Genomic DNA, 24783 nt, shown 5'->3' on the forward strand with positions numbered 1-24783 from the left:
CCCGGGCGGCGACAGTAGACGTAACCTGAAATAACATGTAATACTCGGTGCGCCCGGACGCCGGTGTCCGGGCGCGACCAGAAGCGAGTACCCAATGACGCGGCATGTCGACGTACTGATCATCGGCGCGGGCCTGTCCGGTATCGGCATGGCTTGCCACCTGACCAGGGAGAAGACCGGGCGCAGCTACCTGATCCTGGAACGCCGGACCGCCATCGGCGGCACCTGGGATCTGTTCAAGTACCCCGGCATCCGCTCCGACTCCGACATGTACACCTTCGGGTACGGCTTCCGGCCCTGGCACGGCACCAAGGTGCTGGCCGACGGACCGCACATCCGCCAGTACATCGAGGACACCGCCGCCGAGTACGGCGTCACCGACCACATCCGTTTCGGCCGCAAGGTCACCAAGACCGCCTGGTCGAGCGACAAGGGCGGATGGACCGTCGAGGTGCTCGACGAGCGCAGCGGCAAGACCGAGACCTACACCAGCGACTTCCTGATCGGCTGCACCGGCTACTACGACTACGACAACGGCTACCGGCCCGCGTTCCCCGGCGAGGAGAACTTCGGCGGGCAGATCGTGCACCCGCAGCACTGGCCCGAGGATCTCGACTACCGCGGCAAGAAGGTCGTCGTGATCGGCAGTGGCGCAACGGCTATCACGCTGCTGCCGGCGATGAGCAAGGACGCCGCGCACGTCACCATGCTGCAGCGCTCGCCCACCTACATCGCCGCGCTGCCCGCCGACGACCCGGTCGCGGTCGGCTTCAAGTTCGCGAAAGTGCCTGCCGCCATTGCCTACAAGGCCGGTCGCGCCCGCAATATCGCGTTGCAGCGGGCCAGCTACCAGCTCTCGCGCACCAATCCCAAGCTCTCGGCCAAGCTCATGCTGGCCGCGGTGCGGGCGCAGGTCGGCCCGAACATCGACATGCGCCACTTCACCCCGTCCTACAACCCGTGGGATCAGCGGCTGTGCGTGGTGCCCAACGGTGACCTGTTCCGGGTGCTTCGCAAGGGGGAAGCATCCATCGTCACCGACACCATCGAGACCTTCACCGAGAAGGGCATCCGGGTGTCCTCGGGCGAGGAGATCGAGGCCGACATCGTGGTCAGCGCAACCGGTCTGAGCGTGCAGATGCTCGGCGGCGCGACCCTCGAGGTGGACGGCGAAACCCTCGCGACCCGGGACCTGGTGGCCTACAAGGGCGCGCTGCTGGGCACCGTCCCCAACATGATGGTCATCCTCGGCTACACCAACGCCTCCTGGACGCTCAAGGCCGACCTGGCCGCCGAGTACTTCTGCCGCCTGCTGAACCACATGCGCGACAACGGATACAACGAGGTCGTCGCGATTCCGGAGGACGGTGACAAGTCCGAGGCCTCGCTCATGGGCGGCGCCCTCACCTCCGGCTACATCCAGCGCGGCGACGGCGTCATGCCCCGCCAGGGCACCCGCGGCCCGTGGCAGGTCATCAACAACTACTTCCGCGACCGCACCATGCTGCGCAAGGCCCCGCTGGAGGACGGCGTCCTCCGCTTCCGCCGAACCACCGCGAAGGCCGCCACGGCTCCCGCCGAATCCCGCTCGGCCTGAGCGATTCCCACTCGCGAACCCGACCGTGCCCTGTGTACGGTCGGTGTTTCGCGTGGAGGGGAGAACACACATGAGTTATCCGGCCGAGTCGGTCGAGCTTCGGGATCGGGGTCTCGAGGCAGTGCGTGCGGGGGACCTCGAGTCCGCGGAGCAGCTGTTCCGGCGGGCGTTCGAGACCGGGCACGCCGGGGCCGCCAACGACATGGCGGATCTGCTGCTGCGGCGCGGCGATCGCGACGACGCCGTGCGGTGGTGGCAGCGCGGTGCCGAAACCGATGATCCCGACTGCCTTTTCGAGATCGGCTACCTCGATGAGGAGCGCGGCGATCTGGTCGCCGCCGAGCAGTGGTACCGGCGCGGCGCCGCGGTCGGCGGCGGCAGCTGCCTGCTGAATCTGGCCAAGATCGTGGAGGGCCGCGGCGAGCGGGACGAGGCTCTGGACCTGTACCGGCGGGCCTGGGAGGCCGGACTGGACAAGGCCGCCTTCAATATCGGCCGCATCCACGACGACGGCGGCCGCGGTGACCAGGAGGCCGCGGCGCTCTGGTACACGCGGGCGGCCGAGCGCGGAAACAGCGGCGCCGCTTTCAATCTCGGTTTCGTGCGTGGTGACCAAGGCGATGTCGCAGGCATGCTGGACGCGTGGCGGCGGGCCGCCGGGTTCGGGCATCCCAAGGCGGGGCACGCGCTGGCCGAGCACTACCGGCGGCAGGGCGCGGCGGCGCAGGCGCGCTATTGGTCCGAATTCGCCGATGGCCCGAGTGTTTTCAGTCCCGAGTTCGAAGCCTTCGGCGGATGGGGTGCGGCCGCCGCGATCCACAAGCAGGACCTGCTCAACGACGCGCTGGGCGACGGCTACCTGCGCTACGACCTCACGGCACGGACGCTGACGACCGATACCGACAGCTACGGCGGGCTGACCATGCTGGGCAGCTTCTCCAATCTCGACCAGAGCTGGCTCTGGGCCTGGGACAACCCGTATCTGGATACCGATCGCCCGGCGTTCGAAGCGCTCGCCGAGATCCGGGAGTACGGTGCGCGGCAGGGCATTCCGGAGTTCATGATCGGCAGGCTGGATCTGTCGAACTTCCCGAATCCGAAGCAGGCGGCGACCACCATGGTCATCGCGGCCGCGACGCTGCTGGGCGGCAACGGGGTCAAGGCGATGGGGATCAACGACGGTAAGGGCGTCACCTATCTGCATGTGGACGATCCGCGCCTGCCGGCCGACGAATATGACCCGATCGCCGCACCGCGCCTGCTGATGACCGCCGCGCAGGTCTTCCCGGTCGACCAGGCACTGATCGTGCGGGGGTTCATCGAGCACTACGGCACCCGGATCCAGCTCTCGCGGGAGGTGATCGCCGGTGATTTCGCGCAGGGCCATCGGCTGGCGGTCGCGTTCACCGAGGATGGATTGATCAAGGCCATCACCTCCGATCCCGCTCGGCAGGAGCAAGATCGAGCCAGTAACTGACCGGGTGGACCTTTTCGGATGGGCGCACGCGGTCGCAGGATGGAGTGATGACTACTGCGCCCGCGTTCGAATCCATTGTGCGAGCCGAGTTCGCGCCCACCACCACCTATCTGAACGCGGCCAGCTACGGGCTGTTGCCGAAATCCGTGCTGGCGGCGGTGACCACGGCCGACGAACAGCGTGCGCACGGGGAGTTCGACATCCCCGGCGTGGACTCGATCATCGACGAATGCCGCGCCGCGTTCGGGCGGCTCACCGGGTTCGCGGCGAGCCGGGTGGCGGTCGGGTCGCAGGTGTCGCAGCTGGTCGGGTTGGTGGCGCAGAGCCTGCGGCCCGGCGCGAACGTGCTGGTGCCCGAGCATGAATTCAATTCCGTGCTCTGGCCCTTCCTGGTGCGCGGCGATCTGAACGTGCGGGTGGTGCCGCTCGCGGAACTGCCCGGGGCCATCCGGTCCGGGGACGATGTGGTCGCGGCGGCGGTGGTCCAATCCGCCGACGGCGCGGTGCTGGATGTGGCGAGGACCGTGGCCGCCGCGCGGGCGCACGGAGCACGCGTGCTCTTCGACCTCAGCCAGGCGGTGGGCTGGCTGCCGGTGCACGACACCGGGGCCGATTGGATCGTCAGCGTCGGCTACAAGTGGCTGCTGGGTCCCAAGGGCACCGCGTTCCTGGCGGGAACGCCTGCGGCACTGGATGACCTGAGCCCGGTCGCGGCCGGCTGGTACGCGGGTTACAACCCGTGGGAGACCTGCTACGACGGTCCGCTGCGGCTGGCCGAGGACGCGCGGCGCTTCGACGTCGGGCCGGTGTGGCAGGCCTGGATCGGGCAGCGCCGCAGTCTCGAACTGATCGAAGGCGTCGGCATCGACACCATCCATCGCCACGATGTCGCCCTGGCCGACCGGTTGCGCAAGGGACTCGGCCTGCCCGAGGGCAATTCGGCCGTGGTGTCGCTCGAGGTGTCCGAGCCGGCGCTGGAGCGGGTGCGGGCGGCGCGCGTCGTGGGCGCCATGCGCGCCGGGCGGCTGCGGCTGGCCTGCCACCTCTACAACACCGAGGAGGACGTCGACCGCGCCCTGGACGCGCTGATCGGCTGAGGCTAGATCGGCTGGAAGCCGCTGCCCACGCCCTTGCCCGCGTCGACGGCATTGCGGACGGTGTCGAAGGCGACGGCGATGACCGGGGTGTGGACCGGGTTGTTGGCGTCGGTGCAGCTGAAGCGGATGACCCGGGTGTCGCTGATGAGCGGGGCCGACACCATGCCGACCAGCTGGTCACCCAGGGTGACCGGCGCGCCCGAGTCGCCATAGCTGGAGCACGCCTGCTCCATGAAACCCACCGGACTCGATGCCCACACGACACCGCAGGCATTGCCACTGGTCCGGCCGTTCTGGCACACCACACTCCAGGCGGGCGGGGCCGCGGCGAGCCCGGCGATGGTGCCGCCATTGACCGATCGCAGCGGGGTGACCACGCTCGGATCGAATTCGATGACGGCGTAATCGAGTTCGGCGTCGGAGTCGCGGACCACGCCGACCACCCCGGCGTCGGGGAACTGCTCCCCGTGGACCGGCGTCCCGGCCTCGGCGCAGTGTCCCGCGGTGAAGCCGACCAGCCGTCCCGCGGCGTCGTAGCCGATGGCGGTCAGGCTGCATTTGGTGGACCGGCCCAGCACCAGCCCGGAACCGCCGCCGAGGGCGGCGACGGTGTCGCCCGAATCGGCGGAGGCGGCCGGTGCGGCGGCGAATCCGCAGGCCACGACCACCGCGGCCGGTGCGATCCAGCGTTGCGCAACCTGCATGACGAACCACCCATCCGATTCGGCGCCTTTAGCTACACCGTAGCCCTCGCGATCAACGCAGCCAGATCGGTCGCTGTGCGGCGAACGGATCGGACTGGACGTGCGGTGCATCGGACCAGATCATGGTCTCGCGCCGGTCGAGAGTGTAGCGGGGCCAGGCCGTACCCGGGTCCGTGTTGCTGACGAAGGCCACCCACGCCCGGTGTACGGCGTCGGCCAGCGCCTGCGGCGGATTGTCGCCCGCCACCGCCGTCACGCCCCGCGCCTTCAGCAGGTCGAAGGCGAACGGCACGTCCAGGCAGTGGAACGACTGTCCTTGGAACTTGGGCGCATTCGAGGTCCAGGTGAATTCGTAGAGCCAGGTCGGCTGATCGCGCCCGGCCCGCATCTCGGCCGCCCGGTAGGACGGCATGCGGATGACGGCGTCGCTCTGCGCCTGTCCGGCAAGCTGATTCGCGGTCAGGCCCGGGTAGGCGAGCCGGAAGGCGTCGCCGGTGGTCGGGGCGAAGCCCAGCGCGCCCAGCGCCGCGGGCAGTGTCGCATCGGTGATCTCGGGCTGCGCGCCGCTCAGCGAGGCGGCGTTGAACTCGTGCGCGGTGAAGCCGATCATCAGCGGAATATCCTGGTCGGCACCGGATTTCAGCACGTCGGCGCTGGTCGCGGGAATCAGCGTGCCGTCCGCGAAGGGGGCCAGGCCCAGCATGGTGGCGGCCGAGCCGTCCGGGTCGGGGGCGCGCAGCTTGTCCTCCATGTCCTGCAGCGCCACCTTGCTCACGTCGCGCAGCGCGGCGGCGGTGGCGGGCATGCCGGTGCGCTTGGTGAACAACTCGGACACGGCCTGCGCGGTGGCCCGGTCATTGGGCTGGGTGAGCGCGCCCGACTCCGAGATGCCCGCGCGGAACAGCCCTTTCGCGGAGGGGGTGTTCATCAGCGCCCACACCGCGCCGCCGCCCGCCGACTGCCCGGCGATCGTCACCTTGGCCGGGTCGCCGCCGAAGGCCGCGACATTGTCGCGCACCCAGGTGAGTGCGGCGATCCAGTCCAGCACGCCGCGATTGTCCGGGGCGTCGTCCAGGTGCAGGAAGCCCTCGATGCCCAGCCGGTAGCCGACCGACACCAGCACCACGCCGTCGCGATTGAAGGCCGCGCCGTCGTACCACGGGCTGGCCGGGCTGCCCGCCACGAAGCCGCCGCCGTGAATCCACACCAGCACCGGCAGTTTCGCGTTCTTGTCCGGGTTCGGGGTGAAGACGTTCGCGGTGAGGATGTCGTCGCCGGGGATCGAGGGCTCGGGAATCGCGGTGACCTCCGCGAGCTGCTTGATCTGCGCGGTCGGGCCGTAGCGGGTGCAGTCGCGGGTCTCGACCCACGGCACGGGCGGCTCGGGCGCGGCGAAGCGCAGATCGCCGACCGGCGGCTGTGCGAAGGGGATGCCCAGGAACGCGATCCCGGTGTCGCGGCGCTCGCCCCGCACCGGGCCGTACGCGGTGCTGACCGTGTCCGGGTGCGTCTCGTCCGATCCGGACTTGCCGCTGGAGCACGCCGCGGTCAGGGCCAATGCGCCCGCTCCGAGTAGTAGAGTCCGCCGCCCGAACCGTTCCACCGCCATGCCACCCTCAGATCCACAATTAACGTCAAGACTTGAAATAATTATTCGACACCATAGTCTCGACCCCGTGGACTCCGCACCCCCGCCCACCGACTCGGCCGCCATCCGCCGCCGCAACCTCGGCCTGGTCCTGCGTCACATCGCCGACCACGGCCCCTGCGCCCGCACCGAGGTCGCCGCCGCCACCGGTCTGGCCCACGGCTCGGTCACCGCCCTGGTCACCGATCTCACCGACCGCGGTCTCCTTCGCGAAGACGATGCCCTCCGCTCCGGCACCCGCGGCCGCCCCGGCCGCCCGCTACGCCTGGCCCCTGACCGCGCCGCCGTCGCCGCCATCCAGATCACCTCCGAACACCTGCGCGTGGCCGTCGCGGACCTGGCCGGTGAGACGAAGTGGCACGAGACGATTCCGCACACCCTGACCCCGGGCACGCCCGAGGCGATGGCCGAGCTCATCGCGGACGTCATCACGCGAATCGGCGACACGCTTTCCCGGCTGTCTGCGGGCCATGAATCCACCTCCGGTGCGACCGCATGGCCGCTGCGGGCAGCATCGTCTTCGGGTCCGACCGCGTCCTCCGCGGATGCGGGATCGTCTGCGGGTGGGATGGCGTGGCCCTGTGGGGAGAAGGTTTCACCGGGACCGGCCCTGGCCCGGGTCGTGGTCGCCATGGCGGGCCCGGTCCTCGACGATCCGGCGCAAACCGTCGTGGTCGCACCGGATTTCGGCTGGCTGGGGCCGGTCCGCCTGCGCGACCTGATCGCCGCCCGGCTGTCTGCCCCGCCGGTGGCCATCGATGTGGTCAACGACGCCAACGCCGCGGCGCTGGCGGAATTCCATGCCTCGAGCCGAGATTCGCGCGGCCTGGTGCTCATCGAGGCGGGCACCGGCATCGGCGGCGGCGTTGTGCTGTCCGGCCGCATCCACACCGGTAGCCACGGTATCGCGGGCGAGCCCGGCCACATCCCGGTCGCGATGGACGGCCCATCGTGCGTGTGCGGCGCGAACGGATGCCTGGTCTGCTATGCCGGTCCAGAAGCGGTCTTCGAGGCCGCCGGCCTCGCCGATCTCCTGCACCGCAAGGGATTACAGTCCGCGCAGGCGGAGTTGCTGACCCGGCTGTCGCGGGCCGACGCGAGGGCCACGGCCGCGATCGACACCGCGGCCCGAGCCTTGAGCGCGGCTATCCTCTCGATCACCGCGCTGTTCGACCCCGACGAGGTGGTGCTGGGCGGGCTGCTCGCCGAATGGTTTCCGTGGTTGATGCCGACCGTGGAGTCCCGCCTGTCCGGCCGCCGCGCCCTGGCCCCCGGCCTCGCCCTGCGGATCACGCCGACGACCCTCGGCGCGGACGCGATCGTCCTCGGGGCCGTGGGCTTCGCCCGCCGCGCAATCCTTTCCGACCCCGCGGCGGTCCCGCCGCTGCCGGCCGCGCCCCGAGCCTGACCGCCGCGCCGAGCCTGACCGCCGCGCCTGACCGCCGCGCCGAGCCCGGCCGCCGCGCCGAGCCCGGCCGCCGCGCCGAGCCCGGCCGCCGCGCCGAGCCCGGCCGCCGCGCCGAGCCCGGCCGCCGCGCCGAGCCCGGCCGCCGCGCCGAGCCCGGCCGCTCAGCCGCGCGCGGTACTGAAGGCCAGCCCGGCGAGGATCACCGAGACCATGACCGTCACCGACGCGACGGCCCAGCGGCTGAAGTGCCGATGCCCGGTGCGGACATTGGTGACCGTGAGCGCCCGGAACTCGCCGTGGCGATTCTCGTGCCCGTCCGCGAACGCGGGATCCCCCAGCAGCAGATCCGTTCCGAACAGCGGCAGGAAATGCAGGATCCATTGGGCCCCCGCATCATCGGTGATCCCCACCCGCATCCCCCGACGCCGTCGAATCGGCGCCACATACCCGGCCACCCGCGCGAGCGGACCGACCCGCGGCCGCGCCGCCCAGTGCACGATCAAGGCGGTGACGGCCACCCCTCCCGCCGTCACCGCCATCGCCGCCCGCGAAAGCGGCAGCATTCCCTCCCAGAGCAGCGCCGCCGCCAAACCGACGAACCAGAGTGGTTGCAGCGCGGGCATAGTCATCGGCCGCGGCGCCGAACTGATCGTGCCGATCAGACTCGACCGCCGATATCCGGAGGTCGGCAGCGCCAGCGCCGCCACCCGGTCGGAGGATTCGGTGGACATGAGATCGCCTCCCCTTGATCTCGAAAGGTGCTGTCACGGCCGCACCGGTGCCGGAACCTCTGATGCGATGCCCTCGGTATCGCGGAGCCACAGGACCGCGACAACCTGCCGCAGCTCGAGACCCAATTCGGCGGCGCGCAGTTCGGCCACCGCGAGGGCGTACTCCGGATCTTCCGACGAGTGATCGCTCAAGGTCTCATCGAGAATCATTGCGCTGCACGCCTCGTCGAAGGAGAGCAGTCGGCCGGGAAGCCAGCCGATCATGTAGGTGTCGATGGAAGGCCCTGTACGGATTGCCTTCTCGGGTGTCCTGTCGCTGCGGATCACCCACGGATTGTCGACCGGTGTCATCTCGAGGGTCATGAGATCCGACACCTCCTCGAAAGTGGTTGTCACACAACGATACTTCAGTGCATGGATGCTACAAAGTAATACCTTGTGCTCATTATGGATACTTCAGAAGCATTTGATGCTTACAGATACGCATGGATGTTTCGAAATGGCTGAAATATCGCGGATATCGATCAAATTGACTGCATTTCAAGGGCTTGATGGCATCGTTCACGCACGGATGCGTGCGTTGTCGACTTCCCGTCATGGGGCATTCGTCCGCTTAGCCTGACCTGTAAAGGAATACGCGATTCCTTGCAAGTGTTGCGATGGCGAAAATGACACATCGTGCTTAGTATGGGCTGCGCATGACACGTCTGAGCAATGCAGATCATGATGGGAGACGAGCATGTCTCGCGAGGCCTCGGACGGCGAGCCTATCGGCGTGACGGTCAAGCGACTCCGCCGGCAACGCAATCTCACCCAGGAGGCGCTGGCCGAGCGGGTCGAGTGCTCGCGCAGTCTGATTCAGCAGATCGAGAACGGCAAGCGCAACCCGCCGCGCGAGCAGCGGGAGAAACTGAGCGCGGTGCTGGGCGAACGGCTGCCCGGGCTCGACGACGAGTCCGACGCCGACGCCGAGCGCAGTGAGATGCGCATCGGCTTCAATATCCTGCTGTCCCGGCAGCCGGATATCGCCTCGCGCGTCCTGGCGATCGGCCAGAGCCTGGTCGCGCTCGGCGACTCGGCCGCGCAACTGGCACCGCTGCGCGAGATCGCCGACCGTCAGCTGTCCCGCGCCGAGGAGGTGCTGACCCAGATCCCCTCGGGCAGTGTCGTTGTGCGCGAATGGAATACGGTCAACGACTGGCTGACCGTGCTCGGCCGCGCGCAACGGAGCATTCGGGCCATCCACACCGCCGATCTCGGCGCGATCGGGGGCGATGTGGGCGACGAGTACCATCGTGCGATTCTGGACAAGGCTCATTCCGGTGTGTCCCTGCAGCGTGTCTATGTCCTCGACGACATCAAGAACGTGGAGCCCTATGAGACCAAGCTCTGGCAGCAGGTCAAGGCCGATGTCGAAACCATCTTGATCAACCGGGCCTTCGCGCCGAACGCCCAGAGCATGCTCATCGTCGACGACGACTTCGTCCTGACCGGTGACTACGACTTCCGTCGCAGGGAGCGCGACTCCAGCCGATTCTCGTCCCTGCGGCACGACGTGCAGACCGCGCACCGCAAATTCGATCAACTCTATGAACTCAAGAGCGCCCAGATGGCCCTGGTGGTCAACGATCTCGTGGATCGGGTGGGATTGACCAAGTTCGAACGTCTGGAGCACGGCGATTGCCGGACCCGGTTCTGGGCGGCGCTCGAGGCGGCGTGGCATGACGAGGAGTTGCCCGTCGAAGGTGGTCGAGGGTGAACGAGCCGGTCGGCGTGCCGGATCCGGTCGAGATCGCGGATCGGTCCGACGCGCGCAAGAAGGTCGCGCGCGCCTTCCTCTCCCCGGCGAGCCGGTTTCCCGGCCTGGACGGACGCGTCCATCACGGCCTCATCGACGCCTATCACGGTGAGACCGGGCTGCCGATGGACGAAAGCGCGGCCGCGGCAGTGAATTCCGCGTGGGCGGAGGTGATGGCGGGACACAATTCGGTGGCGGGCGGGCCTCGGTCGGACGAGTTCCGGGATGTGTCGCTGTACAACAAGCGCCAGCCGCTGGTGTTGCGGCGGCTGGCCGCCGACCGGCTGTTCCAGCGCCTGTCCCGGCCGGTGCCCGGAATGCCCCCGGTCGCGGTCGATCCCGAGGATGTGGTGGTCTGCCCGTACTCCAGCACGGTGCTGCTGGAGGAAGCAATCGCGACACTGGCGAGGCCCGGCGGCGTACTCGTATGCCCGGAGGGCTACTACAAAAGCGTTGCGGGACATATCGCCAAGTTCGGCCTGCGCCTGGTGACCAGTCCGGTCACGGCCGATACCCGCTTCCGGATCGATCCGGAAGCGCTGGCTCGCACCTTGGAAGCGCATGCGCGACAGGGAGATCTGTGCGGCGTGCTGCTCACCTTGCCCGGCAATCCCGTGGTCGCCGACTACACGGTCGAGGAGCTGGCCGAGATCGGCCGGGTGCTGGTCGCGGCGGACGTCCCGATCATCTGCGATATGTCGTTCGATCTGCTGGTGGAGGGCCACACACCGATCGCGACCCTGACCGTGGACACCGACGCGGGGCCGGTCGCGCTCTACGACAGGGTGCTGTCGATCACCGGGAATTCGAAGGCGTACAACGCGTTCGGTCCGTGCAAGCTCGGCGCGGCCTGTTCCGGTGACCGGGCCTGGCTCGACCAGATCCGCGACCGGCTGCGCGTGTCCTTCCAGCGCGAGACGACGCACCTGGTGCGGGCCGTGCTCGAGGCCACCTCCGCCGAGTACCTGGCGCACAACCGGAAACTGCTGCGCGAGCAGGTGGATACGGCGCATCGAATGGTGGCCGCGATCAATGCCCGCTTCGGCCGATCGCTGTTGCGCCCGCTCGGCAGCGCGGACGGCATGTTCATGACGGTCGAATTCGACGATGCGGTCATGGCTGCGGCCGGTGTGCGTTCCAGCGCCGATCTCGAGGACTTGCTCCTCATGGCGGCAGGGGTCGACTGTGTCGCGTTGGATCGCACCGGATCCCCGCGCATGGGTGTGCGGCTCAATGTGAGTACGCCCCGGCGTGGCACCGGCGAGGACGGTCCCGGTCTACTGGGCGAGCTCTTCGACCGGATCGAGCGGCTGCTCGAACGCATCGACGGCGGCCTCACCTACGCGGGCGTCCTGCTGGAACGCCGGATCCCGGCTCGCTCCCGCCGGGTGACGACGGTCGGTGTACTGCGCGAGACGTCCGCGCGCGAACTGCGGGTCGCGCTGACACCCGACGATGTCGAGCAGCTGGTCTCCCACGGACTGCGGGTCGCGGTGCAACGCGCCGCGGGCTGGCGGGCCGATTTCACCGACGCGGCCTACACGGCGGCGGGCGCGTCCGTGGCGGACACCGCGGACGCGGTCTTCGCCGCCGCCGATCTGGTGGTCTGGGTGAAACCGCCGGTCTACGACCTGGAGACGATGCCGCTGCGACCGGGCCAGCTGCTGCTGGGCTTTCAGGATCCGGTGCGCCGGCGGGAGCGCATCCGGGTCCTGCGTGGGCGTGGTGTGGAATCGCTTGCCTTCGAGTGGATTCCGCGGGCTTCCGATACGGCCCAACCCGATCCGCTGTCGGCCATGAGCCGGATCGCGGGCGGCGTCGCCTACCGGGAAGGCCGCGAGTGGCTGCTGGCGGCGGATCCGGAGCGTCCGGTCCGCGCGCTGGTTCTCGGCTGCGGCGCGGCCGGATTGGCGGCCATGGACGCCGCCGACGCCTACCGCGACGAGCCGCCGACCGCGGTGGGAAGGCACATCGAACAGAAAGATGACGCCTACGCACACGGTGCCCAGGAATTCCTGCTCGACCCGAACCCGGCCGAGGTCGCCGAGCACATCGCCGCGGTCCAGCCCAATCTCGTGATCTGCGCGGCCGGGCAGCGCGGTACGCGCGCCCCGGTGCTGCTGGATCACACGGCGCTGCAGTCGCTGCCCAGCGGTGCGGTCGTCGTGGATCTGACCGGCAAGGCCGGAGGCAATTGTGTGGCGACCCGGTCCGACGACACCGTCACCGTGGCGGACGAGGTCACGGTCATGCACCGCTCCAACTTCCCGTCCACGCGTCCGAAGGCCGCGAGCCGCGCCTATGGCGCCGCCGCGTCCGCCGCGATCCTGAGGTTCGGTGCGATGACCTAGGCGGGCGTGTCGCCGGAGATTCGCTGTATTTCGAAGGCGCGGTGGTTCGATAGCGGGATGGAACTGCGCCGGGATTTGGGTGGGACTGTCGACGGGTTGATGCCCGAGTTGAAGGGGCTGCTCGGGCAGCTGGTGGCGATACCTTCGATCGCGTTTCCGGAGTATCCGAAGGAGAACGTGCGGCGGGCGCACGACTTGGTCGCTGAGGAGTTGCGGAAGTCCGGGGTGGGGGAGATTCAGGTGTTGAATCTGCCGGATACCTCGCCGGTCGTGTACGGGCGGATTCCGGCTCCGGAGGGTGCGCCTACCGTGCTGCTGTACGGGCATTACGACGTGCAGCCGTCCGGCGACGAAAGTCTTTGGCATACACCGCCGTTCACGCCCACCGAGAAGGACGGGGCGATTTACGGGCGGGGTGCGGCGGATTGCAAGGCGAATGTGGTGGCGCATATCGGGGCGTTGCGGGCCTATGGGGGCAAGCCGCCCGTCGGGATCACGGTGGTGATCGAGGGGCAGGAGGAGTACGGGTCGGTCTTCGATGATTATCCGGCGGAGAAGCCGGAGCTGTTCCAGGCCGATGCGCTGCTCATCTGCGATGCGGGGAATATCCGGGCGGGGCAGCCGACACTGGTGACGGCGCTGCGCGGGGTGGCGGATGTGTTCGTGGAGGTGCGGACGCTGGCCGCGCCGGTGCATTCGGGACAGTTCGGCGGGGCCGCGCCGGATGCGTTGCTGGCGTTGGTCGCCGCGTTGGCGACCTTGCACGACGCGGACGGGAATGTGGCGGTGCCGGGGCTGCGGCGCGACAAGTGGCAGGGGGCGAACTACACCGACAAGGAGTTCGCCGAGGTGACCGGGATGGCGCCGGGGATGCCGCTGCTCGGGACCGGGCCGATCGGCGAGCGGATCTGGTACGGGCCCGCGATCACCGTGATCGGATTGGACGCGCCGCCGACGAAAACCGCTGCGTCCGCGGTGGTTCCGTACGCGAAGGCGTATCTGAACGTGCGGGTGCATCCGGAGCAGGATCCGGCCGAGGGGCAGCGCGCGGTCATCGAGCATCTGAAGAAGGTGCGGCCCTTCGGGATCGAACTGGAGGTCACCGGCGGTGACATCGGCGCCGGATTCGCCGCGGGCACCAACGGTCCCGCGTACGCGGCGATGGGTGAGGCGATGAAGAAGGCGTGGGGTGTCGACGCCGTCGATTCCGCGATGGGCGGGTCGATTCCGCTGACCAACACCATGGCCGCGGCCAACCCGAACTCCGAGGTGCTCATGCTCGGCGTCGAGGACTCCAACTGCAATATGCACGGCTACAACGAGCGAGTGCTGGTGAGCGAGTTGCGGAATGTGGCGCTCGCCGAGGCCGAGTTCTTCCAACTCTTCGCGGACAGGATGCGCAAGTGAGCGAAGCCGGGACGATCGAGACCGAGTCGAAGCCCGCGCCGCACAAGAAGAAGCGGGCCTTTCCCTCCACGTACACCATTCTCGCGGGCGTCACCGTCGCGGTGTGGCTGGCGGCCTTCGTGATTCCGCCGGGCGCCTACGACATGGACGACAAGGGACACCCGATCGCGGGCTCCTATCACCGCCTCAGCGACGTCAAGGGCTTCGGGGCGCGGGTGCGGGATCTGTTCCTGGCTCCGGTCAACGGGCTCTACGGGATTCAGGACGGCAAGACCGGTCAGGTCGCCCCGGATGTGGACGGTTCGCTCTATGGTGCGGCGGCGGTGTTCCTGTTCGTGCTGGCGGTCGGCGCGTTCATCACCGTCGCCTTCGCCACCGGCGCGCTCGACAGCGGCATCGGGCGGCTGGCGTACAAGCTGCGCGACCAGTCGTATCTGCTGATCGTCGGCATCATGGTGGTGTTCGCCCTCGCGGGCACCGTGGAGGGCTTCGCCGAGGAGACGCTGGGCTTCTACGCGCTGCTGGTGCCCTTGACCCTGGCGCTGGGCTATGACCGGATGACGGCGGTGGGCGCGATCATCGCCGGTGCCGGAATCGGTGTGCTGTGTTCCACGGTCAACCCGTTCGCCACCGGCACCGCGTCCTCGGCCGCGGGTGTCGCGCTGGGCGACGGCATCGTGCTGCGTCTGGCGATGCTGGTGGCGCTGACCGCGGTCACGGTCGCGTACGTGGTCTGGTACGGCCGCCGCGTCAAGGCCGATCCGGACAAGTCGCTGTCCGGCTGGCAGCCCGGGGACCGCGACGTGAAAGCCCATGAGCACGAACCGGATCCGATGACCAAGCGGCAGGTGGGGGTGGTCTGGCTGGTCGGCCTCACCTTCGCGTTCATGATCTTCGCGGTGATCCCGTGGGGCACGGTCGTCAACGGGCAGGGCGCGAAACCGTTTGCGTGGGAACTGGGTTGGAGCTTCTCCGAGCTGACGGCCCTGTTCCTGGTGGGCGCGGTGGTGGTGGGCCTGGCCGGCGGGCTGGGCGAGGGGAAGATGTCGGAGAACATCGGCAAAGGCTTCAGCGACTTCGTGGGCGCGGGCATCGTGATCGTGCTGGCCCGCGGCGTCACCGTCATCATGAACAACACCCAGATCACCAGCACGGTGCTGCACGCGCTCGAAGGCGTGGTGTCGGGCACCTCCTCCGCGGTGTTCGCGGTCGCGGTCTTCCTGGTGAACGTGCCGCTGGCCTTCCTGATCCCGTCGACCTCGGGGCATGCCACGCTGGCCATGCCGATCATGGCCCCGCTGGCCGACTTCGCGCATGTGCCGAGGTCTCTGGTGGTCACGGGCTGGCAGTCCGCGTCGGGCTGGGCGAACCTGGTCACCCCGACCACCGCGGTGGTCACCGGTGGTATCGCATTGGCGAAGGTGCGTTACGACCGTTACGTGCGGTTCGTCGCCCCGCTGATGGGGATCCTGTTCGTGCTGATCTGCGTGTTCCTCGCCATCGCGGCGTGGATCGGCTAGGTGCCCGGGAACTTGCGTCCGGTGAACTGGGTCCAGCACTGCCCGAGGTAGAACTCCATATCGATGGACGGGTCGATGAGCCATCGTGATTGCAGACCGTCGGCCAGGGCCATGAACGCGGTCGCCATGACTTCCGGGTCGACGGTCTCGGGGACGAGGCCGTTGCGCTGCATGCCGCGCAGGAGTTCGGCGAATCCGGCGGTGCCGCGTTCGTAGTGCTCGCGCATGAACTCGTGGGCGGGGTGGCGGGGGTCGGCGGCGGCCGCCTGCATGTGGGTGAACAGTTCGATGAGGCCGGGCACCCGGGTATTGCGCCGGATGATCTCGACCAGGATCTCGGGACCCGGGTTCTCGAGGGTGCTCGCGTCGATCTCGTTGCGTTTGCGCAGCACCGCGACGAACAGCTCCTCCTTGGAGCCGAAGTAGTGCAGCAGCCCGCTCTGGCTCAACCCGACCGCTTCGGCCAGCTCGGCCACCGAGGTCGCCAGGAATCCACGTTCGGAAATCGTGCGCAGGGCGGCTTCGAGAATCTGCTCTCGCCGCTCGATGCCTTTTCCGTAGGGTCCGCGTTTCGCCATCGGCAAAGTCTAAGCGGACTCTGAGAGTTTCTTGTCCTTGAAAACCGAAGACTGTACGGTTTTCGGCATGGGATCCCGCCGCCGTACTCTCAGCCTGGTCGTTCTGGCCGCTTCCGCCGCGTTGACCGCGACCGCCGCCCCGGCGTTCGCGCGGCCGGAACCGCCCGCCCGGATCGATTCGCTGGGACCGGACTTCCTCTGGGGCGTGGCGGCCTCGGGCTTCCAGTCCGAAGGCCACGCGCCCGACAGCAACTGGTCCCGCTACGCCGCCGCCGGGAAAACCGCTGACCCGTACCGGGATTCGATCGACTTCTACGACCGGTACCTCTCGGATATCCAGCTGGCCAAGGGCCTGGGCGTGAAGGTCTACCGGATCAGCGTGGAGTGGGCGCGGGTGCAGCCGCAGCCGGGAGTCTGGGACGAGAACGGATTCCGCTTCTACGACAACGTGATCGGTGCGATCAAGGCGGCGGGGATGCGACCCATGATCACCCTCGACCACTGGGTGTATCCGGGCTGGGAGGTCGACCGCGGCGGCTGGGGCAATCCCGCCATCGTGGACGACTGGCTGGCCAACGCGCGCACGGTCGTCGACCGATTCGCGTCGGCGGATCCGATGTGGGTGACCTTCAACGAGCCGGTGGCCTACCCCATCCTCGAGACCGCGGCCGGACGCCTGCCGATCACCGAGACCGGCGCCATGCGGGATCGAATCGCGCAGGCGCACAACGCGATCTACGACTACATTCACACCCGGCAGTCCGGCGCGATGGTGACCAGCAATGTCGCCTACTTCCCCGGCGCGGACGACGCCGTGAACGGCCCGCTGATCGACAAGATCGCCGCCAAGCTCGACTACGTCGGCATCGACTACTACTACGGACTCACTCCCGAAACCCTGGGCTCCCAGGCGGATTTCAACCAGATGTGGAAGAAGCCGCTGCAGCCCGAGGGCATCTACTACGCGCTGAGCCACTACGCGAACAAGTTCCCCGGCAAGCCGCTCTACATCGTCGAGAACGGCATGCCCACCGAGAACGGCGCGCCCCGCGCCGACGGCTACACCCGCGCCGACGACCTGCGCGACACCGTCTACTGGCTGCAGCGCGCCAAGGCCGACGGCATGAACGTCATCGGCTACAACTACTGGAGCCTCACCGACAACTACGAATGGGGTTCCTACACACCGCGATTCGGCCTGTACACCGTCGACGTCCTGACCGACCCGACCCTCACCCGCCGCCCCACCGACGCGGTCCCCGCCTACACGGCGATCACCCGCGACGGCGGCGTCCCCGCCGATTACCGCCCGACCCGCGCCCCCTCGGCCTGCTCCCTGGTCGATGCCGTCGAAAGCTGCACCGACCCGGTAGCCGTGCCCCACTAGTCCATCCGGCGGCTCGCCGGATCGGCCGCGGGACGCCCGGCTCGGGCCTCAGGAGCTTCCCCTGGACGGCCCGACCGCGCACCGGGCGTCGCCCCACCGCGACCCGATCCGGCGAGCGATACCGGCTTCGTCTCGGGCGCGCAGGTGCTCGTGTGCATCGTGCCCCGGTGTCGCGGCCACTTCCGGGGCGCTGCGCCGAGCCGGTTGGGCATCGGGTTCGGCCCGCTGACACCGGTAATCCGCTGTCAGCGGGCGTTTTCCATGTCCGTTCAGCGCAGTGCCGGGATGACCTCGCGCTCGAAGAGCTCCGGACCCGAGGTGTCGTAGGCGGTCTCGGGGAAGTAGTGGATCGAGTAGCCGAGGCCGAGTTCCTTGACTTTGGAGAGTCGTTCGACGATCTGTTCCGGGGTGCCGACGGCGGGGGAGTCGCGGAACATGCCCTTGACGTATTGGGCCGTGTTCTCCGCGCCGTAGAACGGCGTCAGCCGGGCCTCGAGTTCCGCCAGTCGCTGCTGGACCTCGGCTTCGGTGGCGCCGACCAGGGTATTGAAGTTCGAGCTGCGAGTGATGGCGTCGAAATCCGTTCCGACCTCGGCGCAGTGGGCGCGCAGAAGTTCGGACTTCTGGGTGAAGGTCTGCGGGTCGCCCGCGAAGTTGGTGTACTGGGCGTACTTCGCCGCGATGCGCAGGGTCACCTTCTCGCCGCCGCCCGCGATCCAGATCGGAATTCCGCCCTCCTGCAAGGGAAGTGGCCGCACGATCGCGCCGTCGACCTGGTAGTGCTTGCCGTCGAGGGTGGCCTTGCCGGTGGTCCAGGCCTGTTTGAAGATCTGTACGCCCTCGTCGAGGCGGCCCAATCGCACGCCGGGGGAAGGGAATCCGTAGCCGTAGGCGCGCCACTCGTGCTCGTACCAGCCGCCGCCGATGCCCATTTCCACGCGGCCGCCCGAGATGAGATCGACGGTGGCGGCGACCTTGGCCAGGTAGGCCGGGTTGCGGTAGCTGACGGCGGTGCACATCTGGCCCAGGCGGATGCGTGAGGTGCTCGCCGCCAGCGCGGACATGAGCGACCACGCCTCGTGGGTGGCCTCCTCGGTCGGCACCGGGGTGGTGTGGAAATGGTCGTAGACCCACAGCGATTCCCAGGTGTCCCCGGAATCCGCCCGCTGGGCCAGGTCTCGCATCACGCCCCATTGCGCGGCGGGGTCGATCCCGACCAGATCCAGCCGCCAGCCCTGCGGGATGAAGATGCCGAAACGCACTAGGTGTCTCCTCTGTTCGAATTCGGTGTGGCCATCTCGGCCGGGCCCAGCACCTTGCGCAGCGCCGAGGCCATGGTCTCGAGTTCGGCCTCGTCCAGTTTGCCCCCGAAGCGCTGTTGGATCTCGGCCAGATAATGCGGCGCGGCCTCGCGGAAGCGCCGGCGGCCCGCATCGGTGATGCTCACGAACGCCGAGCGCCCGTCGTCCGGATTGGATTCACGCCGCACCAAACCGTGCGACTCCATCTCGGTGACCAGCCGGCTGACCCGGGTGCGGCTGAGCACCACGCGCTCGCCCAGGTCGCTCATCCGGAGCCGGTGCGGCGCATCGAGTTCCAGCAGCACGTCGTACCAGCTCAGCGGGAGTCCGGTGGTCCGGCGCAGGGCGGCGTCGAGCTCGGGCACGAGTTTGGCGTGCACCTGGAGCAGCGCGGCCCAGGCGTGGACGGCCGGATGGGATCGGGTTGACACCGGCCCATCATAACCAGTTGCGTGCGCCCGCACATAAGTAATAGCGTGCACACGCACACATTTTCGTGCTCGGAAAGGAAATCCCATGACCGCACTCATCACCCGCGACGAACTCGTCAAGGAGATCGAGGCCGGATCGGTGATCGTGCTCGACGCCCTCGGCGGCGAGCACTACGCCAAGGCGCATCTCCCCGGCGCGCTCGCCCTGGTCGAGGCCGACGTGGAAAGCCAGGCCCCGCAACTGCTTCCGGACCGCGACGCGGCCATCGTCACCTACTGCTCCAACCCGGCGTGCCCCAACAGTCAGGCGGTCGCCGCCAAGCTGGAGAAGCTGGGCTACACCAATGTCCGCAAATACCGTGAGGGCATTCAGGACTGGACCGAAGCGGGCCTGCCGATCGAGAACTAATTGTCCCAGACACGTTAGGATGCGGTGGCCGGTTAGATCCACGACGGAGGGGCTCGACGATGAGCGCGATCCAACTGACCACCCCGAACGGACCCATCGACGCATACATCGCCACCCCGGCCGGGCCAGGTCCCTGGCCGGGCGTGGTGGTCCTGCACGACGGTATGGGCATGGGCGCGGACGTCCAGGGCACCGCGCGCCGCCTGGCCGACAGCGGTTACCTCGCCATCGCCCCGAACCTGTTCGCGCGCGGCCGCGTTCGCTGCGTCCCCGGCATGATGCGTGAACTGCTGTCCAACGGTCAGGGCACCACCGTGACCGACATCCTCAGCGCCCGCGCCCATCTCATCGCCGATCCCGCCTGCACCGGCCGCGTCGCCGTGGTCGGCTTCTGCCTGGGCGGCGGCTTCGCACTCCTGGTCGCCACCAAGGGATTCGACGTCGCCGCCCCCTTCTACCCCTCCGGCCGCGGAAATTACGACAAACTCCTGCGCGGCTCCTGCCCGATCGTCGCCAGTTACGGCGCGCTCGATCCCGCCAACCCCGGTCGCGGTTCGAAACTCGAACGCGTGCTGACCGATTACGGCATCGACCACGACGTCAAGACCTACCCCGGCGTCACCCACTCCTTCGCCAATCTCACCCCCGCCGAGCCGGTCATTCGCGTGACCGGGCTCGGCTACAACGAGGAAGTCACCGAGGACGCCTGGAAACGGATCTTCAACTTCTTCGAAATCCACCTGCGCTGAGGGCCGAAGGGGCGAGCGCGGCTACCTCTGCAGCCAGGGAATGTCCGCCGCGGCGTACCGATAGGCGCGGAAGACGGCGTTGGACACACCCGGGAAGACCTGGGCCGTATCGGAATCCGGGTATTCGGTGAAGGACGGGACCACGTACTCCCAGCAGATTCGGCTGTCCGGCGTCACCTCGAAAATGCGACCGAAGGCGGCCTCGGTGAGCAGGGTGTTGCCATTGGGCAGCCGCTGTGCGCCACCCATGTACGGGGTGAAGAACGCCTCGCGCGGCGAGTCCTGATAGGTCCAGCCGAGTTCGCCGGTGGCCAGGTCGATTTCGATGGCGCGGGTGTAGGTGACCGATTCGCCGGTACGGAAGGTGCCGTTGTCGAACACCAGCAGCTTCCCGTCACCCAGCGGCGTGGCGTGATGCTGCTGCGCCACCGTGGCGCGGTCGACGAGAGTTCTCGCCGTCCCGGTCCGCCGGTCGATCACGATGACCGCGGAAACGCTGCGCAGACTGGCGACGACGGTGTGCTCGCCGACCGGGTGCACGCTGTTGATCAGCGGCCAGTGCTCGCGCCAATAATGCGGCTGCAGCACGAAATCGGCGGGATCGAGGTGTTCGGCGGCCTTCCACTCCCACAAGGTGGTCCCGTCGGCCGCGACCTCGCGAATCACGTCCGCCCATACCGTGCCGTCCGCCTCGGTGCCGGGCACGCCGCCCCGAATGCGTTCGGCCTGAGCACCGGTCAGCGGTTCGACCGCGGTGTAGAGAATGCGCCCGTCGTCGTAGTGGTGAGCGTCGTGATGCTGCAACTCGTCCCGGTGCTCGGCGATCAGCGTCCCGTCCGGCGCGTACTTGCCCATCGATCCGCCGCTGTACTTGCGCCACATGGGAAACAGCACACCCGCCGCCAGCGTCACGCCGTTGTAGGCGAGCGTCCCGTCCGCCAGCAGCCGCCCGTGCCGCCCCGGCCGGTACGGCAACTGCCACTGATGCACCAGCTCACCGCGCAGGCCGACCAGGTCCACCCGGCCGTCGCCCGCCAGCGGTGCGTACAACGTGTACCCCGGGAAGGCGAGCTCCGGATCGACATCGATCAGTCCGACACCCCGCCGCTCGAGCGTGTTCTGCTCCACGAAACCTCCAAATATTCAGCCCGTCGAATATTCAGCAGTCCGGAGCCGAGATGAAGGTTTCCGATCTGCCTGAGGCGAACTCGCGTCCTCAGGCCTTCCGGGCGCGGGTGACGACGGCCAGGCAGAGGGCGCAGGCGGCGGCGAGGACGGCGAACATGGCCGGGTAGCCGACGCCGGTGGTGTCGTGGCAGATGGCCATGACGGCGGGGACGCCGAAGCCGAGGTAGCTGACCGCGTAGAAGACGGCGGTCAGGCCGGCCAGGTCGTCGGGGCGGGCCATGCGCTCGATTTCGAGCAGGCCCGCGACCAGGCCGCTGCCGAAGCCCATGCCCAAGGTGATGGCGGTGAGGATGGTCAGCCACATGGTGAGGGTGGCGGAAGCGGCTGCGGCGAGGGCCATTCCGGTGACGACCAGGGTCAAGGCCAGGACGGGCAGGCGCAGGGAGCCGGGGCGGTCGATGCGGCGCGCGACGGACTGGATGCCGAAGCCGCAGCCCAGGGTGATGACCGTGACGAGGGTCGAGAACGCGATGGGGGCGTTGTGGACCTTGGGCATCATGAGGGTCGGCATGACCGCGTAGGCCGCGGCCGAGCAGGCGAACAACCACAGCGACAGCGGCAGCGCCACGGTGCGGAAGCGGTGGTGCGCGGCCGCCGGAACCTTCAGGTCGTCCCACAGCCGTCCCGGAAGCCCCTGCGGGGCAGCGGTTTCCGGCGAACGCACCAGCACCGCCGCCGCCACCAGGCACAGCAGCACATTGATCAGGTAGGCGAGGGTGTCCGGCCACGGGGCCCACTGCGCCAGCACTCCGGCCACGCCCGCGCCCACGCCGAAGCCGCCGGTCAGGCTCATGGCCGAGCGGCGAGCGCCGGTGCCGGACAAGGTTTCTCCGGTGTAGGGCGCCTGGGAGAGTTCCTTGAGCCAACTGCTGCCGACGGCCATGGCCAGCCCCAGCGCGATGCCGCACAGCACGCGCCCGGCGGAAAGCATGGGGACCGAGTCGGATCCGAAGGCCAGCAGCGTCGAGCCGACGGCGGCGACGAGCGGCGCGGGCCGCATCATCGGGCGGCGGCCGTAGCGGTCGGAGAGCGGGCCGCCGATGAGCAGCGCCGGGATGATGCCGAGCACGTAGTAGAACAGCAGCAGGTCCACGGTGGCGACCGACAGGCCGTCGCGCTTGTACATGACCAGCAGCGGGGTGAATTCGTTTCCGCCCCAGGCGATCGCGAAGATCGCCGTGGCCACGCCCAGCCACGCCTTGGGGTGGGTGCCGAGGCCGGTTTCCCGGGTGCCGACGGATGTCAGCGTCGCCATCACAGTCCTCTCAGGGTGACGCCGTGCACGTGGGTCAGATGCTCGGCGAGTGCTTCGGCGAAACCGGCGGCGTCGGCGGCTTCGATCAGGTCGGTGATCACCGTGTGCTGCTCGATGATTCGATCGGTATTGGTCTCGCCGCGGTGCAGCGCGACGCTGTTCATGCGGCGCTGGCGTTCGCGCAGTGAGTCGTAGAAGCCGGTGAGCAGCGGGTTGTCGGCGGCGACCACGTATTCGCGGTGGAAATCGGCGTCCACGATGGCGAATTCGTCCAGGTCGCCGGCCTCGGCGAGTTCGCGCTGGCGGTCGAGGGACTCGCGCAGCCGGGGGATCAGGCCCGCGCGCGCGATCCGGGTGAGCGCGTCGACCGCGCCGGTCTCGACCACGTAGCGGGCGTGGATGACGTGCTCGGCCTCGTGCGAGGGCACCGGCACCACGAGCGCGCCGCGCTTGGGGTAGAGCCGCATCCAGCCCTCGGTCTCGAGTCGCAGGAAGGCTTCGCGGACCGGGGTGCGGGAGGTGCCGAGTTCCCCGGCCATCTCGTTCTCGCTGACCAGTTCCCCGCCCGGCAGATCGCCCGTGAGGATGCGTTCCTTGATCTCGCGATAGGCCCGTTCGGCAGCGGAGAAGGTCTTGGACACGACTTGCATACTAGTTTCGGCATCGGGTGAATTCGCCTGGATGTGGCCGGGTTCACGCGGGAGGGTGAGGGAGTTGCGCCACAACCCTCTCACCCCGCATGATTCATGCTGTTGGCGCTACGTCAGTAACGTAGGCCGTATCCAGGACGAGGAGGTCCGCATGGCGAACGACGCCCCGCCGCTGAACGAGGTCGTGAACGGTGGCTTGGAATTCACGATCCCGGTCGCGCACAAGATGGGTGTGCGGGCCGAGGAGGTGCGCCCCGGTTTCGCGGCCACCTCGGTGCCGATCGAGGGCAACGGCAATCACTTCGGCGTCATGTACGCCGGCGTGCTGTTCACCGTCGCCGAGGTGCTCGGCGGCGCGATGGCCATCGCCAGCTTCGATATGAGCAAGTACTTCCCGCTGGTGAAGGACCTGCACATCTACTTCCGCAAGCCCGCCGCCACCGATGTGCGCGCCGAGGTGTCGATGTCGGCCGAGGAGATCGCCCGCGTCATCGAGGAAGCGGACGCCAAGGGCAAGGCCGACTATGTCCTGAAGGCCGTGGTGACCGACGCCAACGGTGTGGTCGTCGCCGAGACCGAGGGCCTCTACCAGCTGCGCACGCACGGCAAGTGAGCCGCTGACACGCCTGAGCCCCGGGGACGGCCCCGGGGCTCAGGCGTTGTCGGGGTCGCTCAGGCGACGATGATCCAGCCCTCGCAGCCGGTCCCGGCGCTGCCCGGCCACTCGGAGCCGGACACCTTGAACGGGATGGCGCCGGGCATCGGGCTGCCCAGGTCGACCTTGGTGGTCTGCGCGCCGTAGGTGTCGGGCAGCGCCACCCGCTGGCCGTTCAGGTCGATCTTGGCGTCGTCGGTGAAATTGTTGGAGGTGGTGATCTCCAGCGTGGTGGGCGTCATCGAATGCGCCATGAGCGTGGTCTGCGCGCACTTGCCCTTGGAGTAGTCGAGCGTGATCCGCTGCGGCGCGGCGTCGGCGGACGCGGGGGCGGCGAAGGCCCCCGAGACGGCACACGCGAGCGCGGCCAGGGCGATGCGGCGGAGGTACACGGTCTTCACGAACAGAACCCCTTCCTGTGGTCACGGCTGTAGACGACCCC

General features: G+C 68.5%; 23 protein-coding genes. 12 read left to right on the forward strand and 11 right to left on the reverse strand.

What is annotated here, in order from left to right; all coding sequences use genetic code 11:
- Positions 1-94 precede the first annotated feature (94 nt).
- The 3 genes from GPX89_RS00630 to GPX89_RS00640 all read left to right on the forward strand — a co-directional run bounded on the left by GPX89_RS00630 (position 95) and on the right by GPX89_RS00640 (position 4171).
- The gene (locus tag GPX89_RS00630; RefSeq protein ID WP_157354498.1) at positions 95-1597 is read left to right on the forward strand and encodes a flavin-containing monooxygenase; all 1503 of its coding nucleotides are present in this window, start codon (positions 95-97) and stop codon (positions 1595-1597) included.
- Positions 1598-1667: 70 nt separating this feature from the next.
- Complete coding sequence (locus GPX89_RS00635) at positions 1668-3074, forward strand: tetratricopeptide repeat protein (protein WP_157354500.1); 1407 nt, start codon at positions 1668-1670, stop codon at positions 3072-3074.
- Positions 3075-3121: 47 nt separating this feature from the next.
- Positions 3122-4171, forward strand: coding sequence for an aminotransferase class V-fold PLP-dependent enzyme (locus GPX89_RS00640; protein WP_157354502.1), 1050 nt, complete (start codon positions 3122-3124; stop codon positions 4169-4171).
- Positions 4172-4173: 2 nt separating this feature from the next.
- Here the strand turns inward: GPX89_RS00640 and GPX89_RS00645 are convergent, their stop codons facing one another.
- Together GPX89_RS00645 and GPX89_RS00650 are read right to left on the reverse strand one after the other, a co-directional pair.
- Positions 4174-4875 carry a chymotrypsin family serine protease gene (locus tag GPX89_RS00645; protein ID WP_157354504.1) on the reverse strand — a complete coding sequence of 234 codons (702 nt, stop codon included), beginning with the start codon at positions 4873-4875 and terminating at the stop codon, positions 4174-4176.
- 52 nt (positions 4876-4927) lie between these two features.
- Entirely contained in the window at positions 4928-6484 is a 1557-nt protein-coding gene (locus tag GPX89_RS00650) for a carboxylesterase/lipase family protein (protein WP_157354506.1), read from the reverse strand.
- 67 nt (positions 6485-6551) lie between these two features.
- Here GPX89_RS00650 and GPX89_RS45250 point away from each other — a divergent pair, with 67 nt between their 5' ends.
- Complete coding sequence (locus GPX89_RS45250; protein ID WP_198347210.1) at positions 6552-7931, forward strand: ROK family transcriptional regulator; 1380 nt, start codon at positions 6552-6554, stop codon at positions 7929-7931.
- Positions 7932-8092: 161 nt separating this feature from the next.
- On the opposite strand, the gene GPX89_RS00660 is transcribed toward GPX89_RS45250, so the two are convergent.
- On the reverse strand, positions 8093-8662 hold the full coding sequence (locus tag GPX89_RS00660) for a hypothetical protein (RefSeq protein ID WP_157354510.1): 570 nt from the start codon (positions 8660-8662) through the stop codon (positions 8093-8095).
- A 33-nt stretch (positions 8663-8695) separates the two neighbouring features.
- The gene (locus GPX89_RS00665) at positions 8696-9058 is read right to left on the reverse strand and encodes a hypothetical protein (RefSeq protein ID WP_157354512.1); all 363 of its coding nucleotides are present in this window, start codon (positions 9056-9058) and stop codon (positions 8696-8698) included.
- A 343-nt stretch (positions 9059-9401) separates the two neighbouring features.
- Between GPX89_RS00665 and GPX89_RS00670 the strand changes: the two genes are divergently transcribed.
- The 4 genes from GPX89_RS00670 to GPX89_RS00685 are packed head-to-tail and all read left to right on the forward strand — an operon-like array spanning position 9402 to position 15738.
- The gene (locus GPX89_RS00670; protein WP_157354514.1) at positions 9402-10421 is read left to right on the forward strand and encodes a helix-turn-helix domain-containing protein; all 1020 of its coding nucleotides are present in this window, start codon (positions 9402-9404) and stop codon (positions 10419-10421) included.
- Positions 10418-12811: an aminotransferase class I/II-fold pyridoxal phosphate-dependent enzyme gene (locus GPX89_RS00675; RefSeq protein WP_157354515.1), complete on the forward strand. Its 2394-nt coding sequence runs from the start codon at positions 10418-10420 to the stop codon at positions 12809-12811. Before GPX89_RS00670 ends, GPX89_RS00675 begins: the two co-directional genes overlap by 4 nt.
- Positions 12812-12868: 57 nt before the next feature.
- Positions 12869-14218 (forward strand): M20/M25/M40 family metallo-hydrolase, encoded by a 1350-nt coding sequence (locus tag GPX89_RS00680; protein WP_157354517.1) that lies wholly within the window; start codon positions 12869-12871, stop codon positions 14216-14218.
- Positions 14215-15738 carry a YfcC family protein gene (locus GPX89_RS00685; protein WP_328601378.1) on the forward strand — a complete coding sequence of 508 codons (1524 nt, stop codon included), beginning with the start codon at positions 14215-14217 and terminating at the stop codon, positions 15736-15738. Before GPX89_RS00680 ends, GPX89_RS00685 begins: the two co-directional genes overlap by 4 nt.
- On the opposite strand, the gene GPX89_RS00690 is transcribed toward GPX89_RS00685, so the two are convergent.
- Positions 15735-16316: a TetR/AcrR family transcriptional regulator gene (locus tag GPX89_RS00690; protein ID WP_157354519.1), complete on the reverse strand. Its 582-nt coding sequence runs from the start codon at positions 16314-16316 to the stop codon at positions 15735-15737. The two genes, GPX89_RS00685 and GPX89_RS00690, sit on opposite strands and share 4 nt — an antisense overlap.
- Positions 16317-16383: 67 nt before the next feature.
- Between GPX89_RS00690 and GPX89_RS00695 the strand changes: the two genes are divergently transcribed.
- Positions 16384-17703, forward strand: a complete 1320-nt coding sequence (locus GPX89_RS00695) for a family 1 glycosylhydrolase (protein ID WP_157354521.1) — start codon at positions 16384-16386, stop codon at positions 17701-17703.
- A gap of 269 nt (positions 17704-17972) precedes the next feature.
- Here GPX89_RS00695 and GPX89_RS00700 read toward each other — a convergent pair whose 3' ends face one another.
- Positions 17973-18965, reverse strand: a complete 993-nt coding sequence (locus GPX89_RS00700) for an LLM class F420-dependent oxidoreductase (protein WP_328601379.1) — start codon at positions 18963-18965, stop codon at positions 17973-17975.
- Positions 18965-19435, reverse strand: a complete 471-nt coding sequence (locus GPX89_RS45255; RefSeq protein WP_198347211.1) for a MarR family winged helix-turn-helix transcriptional regulator — start codon at positions 19433-19435, stop codon at positions 18965-18967. Before GPX89_RS45255 ends, GPX89_RS00700 begins: the two co-directional genes overlap by 1 nt.
- A gap of 85 nt (positions 19436-19520) precedes the next feature.
- Here GPX89_RS45255 and GPX89_RS00710 point away from each other — a divergent pair, with 85 nt between their 5' ends.
- Together GPX89_RS00710 and GPX89_RS00715 are read left to right on the forward strand one after the other, a co-directional pair.
- Complete coding sequence (locus GPX89_RS00710; protein ID WP_157354525.1) at positions 19521-19844, forward strand: rhodanese-like domain-containing protein; 324 nt, start codon at positions 19521-19523, stop codon at positions 19842-19844.
- Between the two features lie 59 nt (positions 19845-19903).
- Positions 19904-20593 (forward strand): dienelactone hydrolase family protein, encoded by a 690-nt coding sequence (locus tag GPX89_RS00715; protein ID WP_157354528.1) that lies wholly within the window; start codon positions 19904-19906, stop codon positions 20591-20593.
- A 21-nt stretch (positions 20594-20614) separates the two neighbouring features.
- Here GPX89_RS00715 and GPX89_RS00720 read toward each other — a convergent pair whose 3' ends face one another.
- From GPX89_RS00720 to GPX89_RS00730, 3 genes are all read right to left on the reverse strand, one after another.
- Positions 20615-21721 (reverse strand): arylsulfotransferase family protein, encoded by a 1107-nt coding sequence (locus GPX89_RS00720; protein WP_328601380.1) that lies wholly within the window; start codon positions 21719-21721, stop codon positions 20615-20617.
- 88 nt (positions 21722-21809) lie between these two features.
- Entirely contained in the window at positions 21810-23036 is a 1227-nt protein-coding gene (locus GPX89_RS00725) for an MFS transporter (protein WP_157354531.1), read from the reverse strand.
- Positions 23036-23686 carry a GntR family transcriptional regulator gene (locus tag GPX89_RS00730; RefSeq protein WP_157354533.1) on the reverse strand — a complete coding sequence of 217 codons (651 nt, stop codon included), beginning with the start codon at positions 23684-23686 and terminating at the stop codon, positions 23036-23038. The genes GPX89_RS00725 and GPX89_RS00730 overlap by 1 nt, the downstream gene beginning before the upstream one ends.
- Before the next feature lie 151 nt (positions 23687-23837).
- Here GPX89_RS00730 and GPX89_RS00735 point away from each other — a divergent pair, with 151 nt between their 5' ends.
- A complete protein-coding gene (locus GPX89_RS00735) occupies positions 23838-24299 on the forward strand; it encodes a PaaI family thioesterase (protein ID WP_157354535.1) in 462 nt (153 codons plus the stop codon).
- A 59-nt stretch (positions 24300-24358) separates the two neighbouring features.
- On the opposite strand, the gene GPX89_RS00740 is transcribed toward GPX89_RS00735, so the two are convergent.
- Positions 24359-24742 carry a hypothetical protein gene (locus GPX89_RS00740; protein ID WP_157354537.1) on the reverse strand — a complete coding sequence of 128 codons (384 nt, stop codon included), beginning with the start codon at positions 24740-24742 and terminating at the stop codon, positions 24359-24361.
- Between the last annotated feature and the right edge of the window lie 41 nt (positions 24743-24783).

The organism is Nocardia terrae, assembly GCF_009760405.1.
GTDB lineage: Bacteria > Actinomycetota > Actinomycetes > Mycobacteriales > Mycobacteriaceae > Nocardia > Nocardia terrae.

Coding starts and splice junctions, on each gene's coding strand:
- GPX89_RS00630 (WP_157354498.1), top strand. CDS start 95: ATGACGCGGCATGTCGACGTACTGATCATCGGCGCGGGCCTGTCCGGT.
- GPX89_RS00635 (WP_157354500.1), top strand. CDS start 1,668: ATGAGTTATCCGGCCGAGTCGGTCGAGCTTCGGGATCGGGGTCTCGAG.
- GPX89_RS00640 (WP_157354502.1), top strand. CDS start 3,122: ATGACTACTGCGCCCGCGTTCGAATCCATTGTGCGAGCCGAGTTCGCG.
- GPX89_RS00645 (WP_157354504.1), bottom strand. CDS start 4,875: ATGCAGGTTGCGCAACGCTGGATCGCACCGGCCGCGGTGGTCGTGGCC.
- GPX89_RS00650 (WP_157354506.1), bottom strand. CDS start 6,484: ATGGCGGTGGAACGGTTCGGGCGGCGGACTCTACTACTCGGAGCGGGC.
- GPX89_RS00660 (WP_157354510.1), bottom strand. CDS start 8,662: ATGTCCACCGAATCCTCCGACCGGGTGGCGGCGCTGGCGCTGCCGACC.
- GPX89_RS00670 (WP_157354514.1), top strand. CDS start 9,402: ATGTCTCGCGAGGCCTCGGACGGCGAGCCTATCGGCGTGACGGTCAAG.
- GPX89_RS00680 (WP_157354517.1), top strand. CDS start 12,869: ATGGAACTGCGCCGGGATTTGGGTGGGACTGTCGACGGGTTGATGCCC.
- GPX89_RS00690 (WP_157354519.1), bottom strand. CDS start 16,316: ATGGCGAAACGCGGACCCTACGGAAAAGGCATCGAGCGGCGAGAGCAG.
- GPX89_RS00695 (WP_157354521.1), top strand. CDS start 16,384: ATGGGATCCCGCCGCCGTACTCTCAGCCTGGTCGTTCTGGCCGCTTCC.
- GPX89_RS00710 (WP_157354525.1), top strand. CDS start 19,521: ATGACCGCACTCATCACCCGCGACGAACTCGTCAAGGAGATCGAGGCC.
- GPX89_RS00715 (WP_157354528.1), top strand. CDS start 19,904: ATGAGCGCGATCCAACTGACCACCCCGAACGGACCCATCGACGCATAC.
- GPX89_RS00725 (WP_157354531.1), bottom strand. CDS start 23,036: ATGGCGACGCTGACATCCGTCGGCACCCGGGAAACCGGCCTCGGCACC.
- GPX89_RS00730 (WP_157354533.1), bottom strand. CDS start 23,686: ATGCAAGTCGTGTCCAAGACCTTCTCCGCTGCCGAACGGGCCTATCGC.
- GPX89_RS00735 (WP_157354535.1), top strand. CDS start 23,838: ATGGCGAACGACGCCCCGCCGCTGAACGAGGTCGTGAACGGTGGCTTG.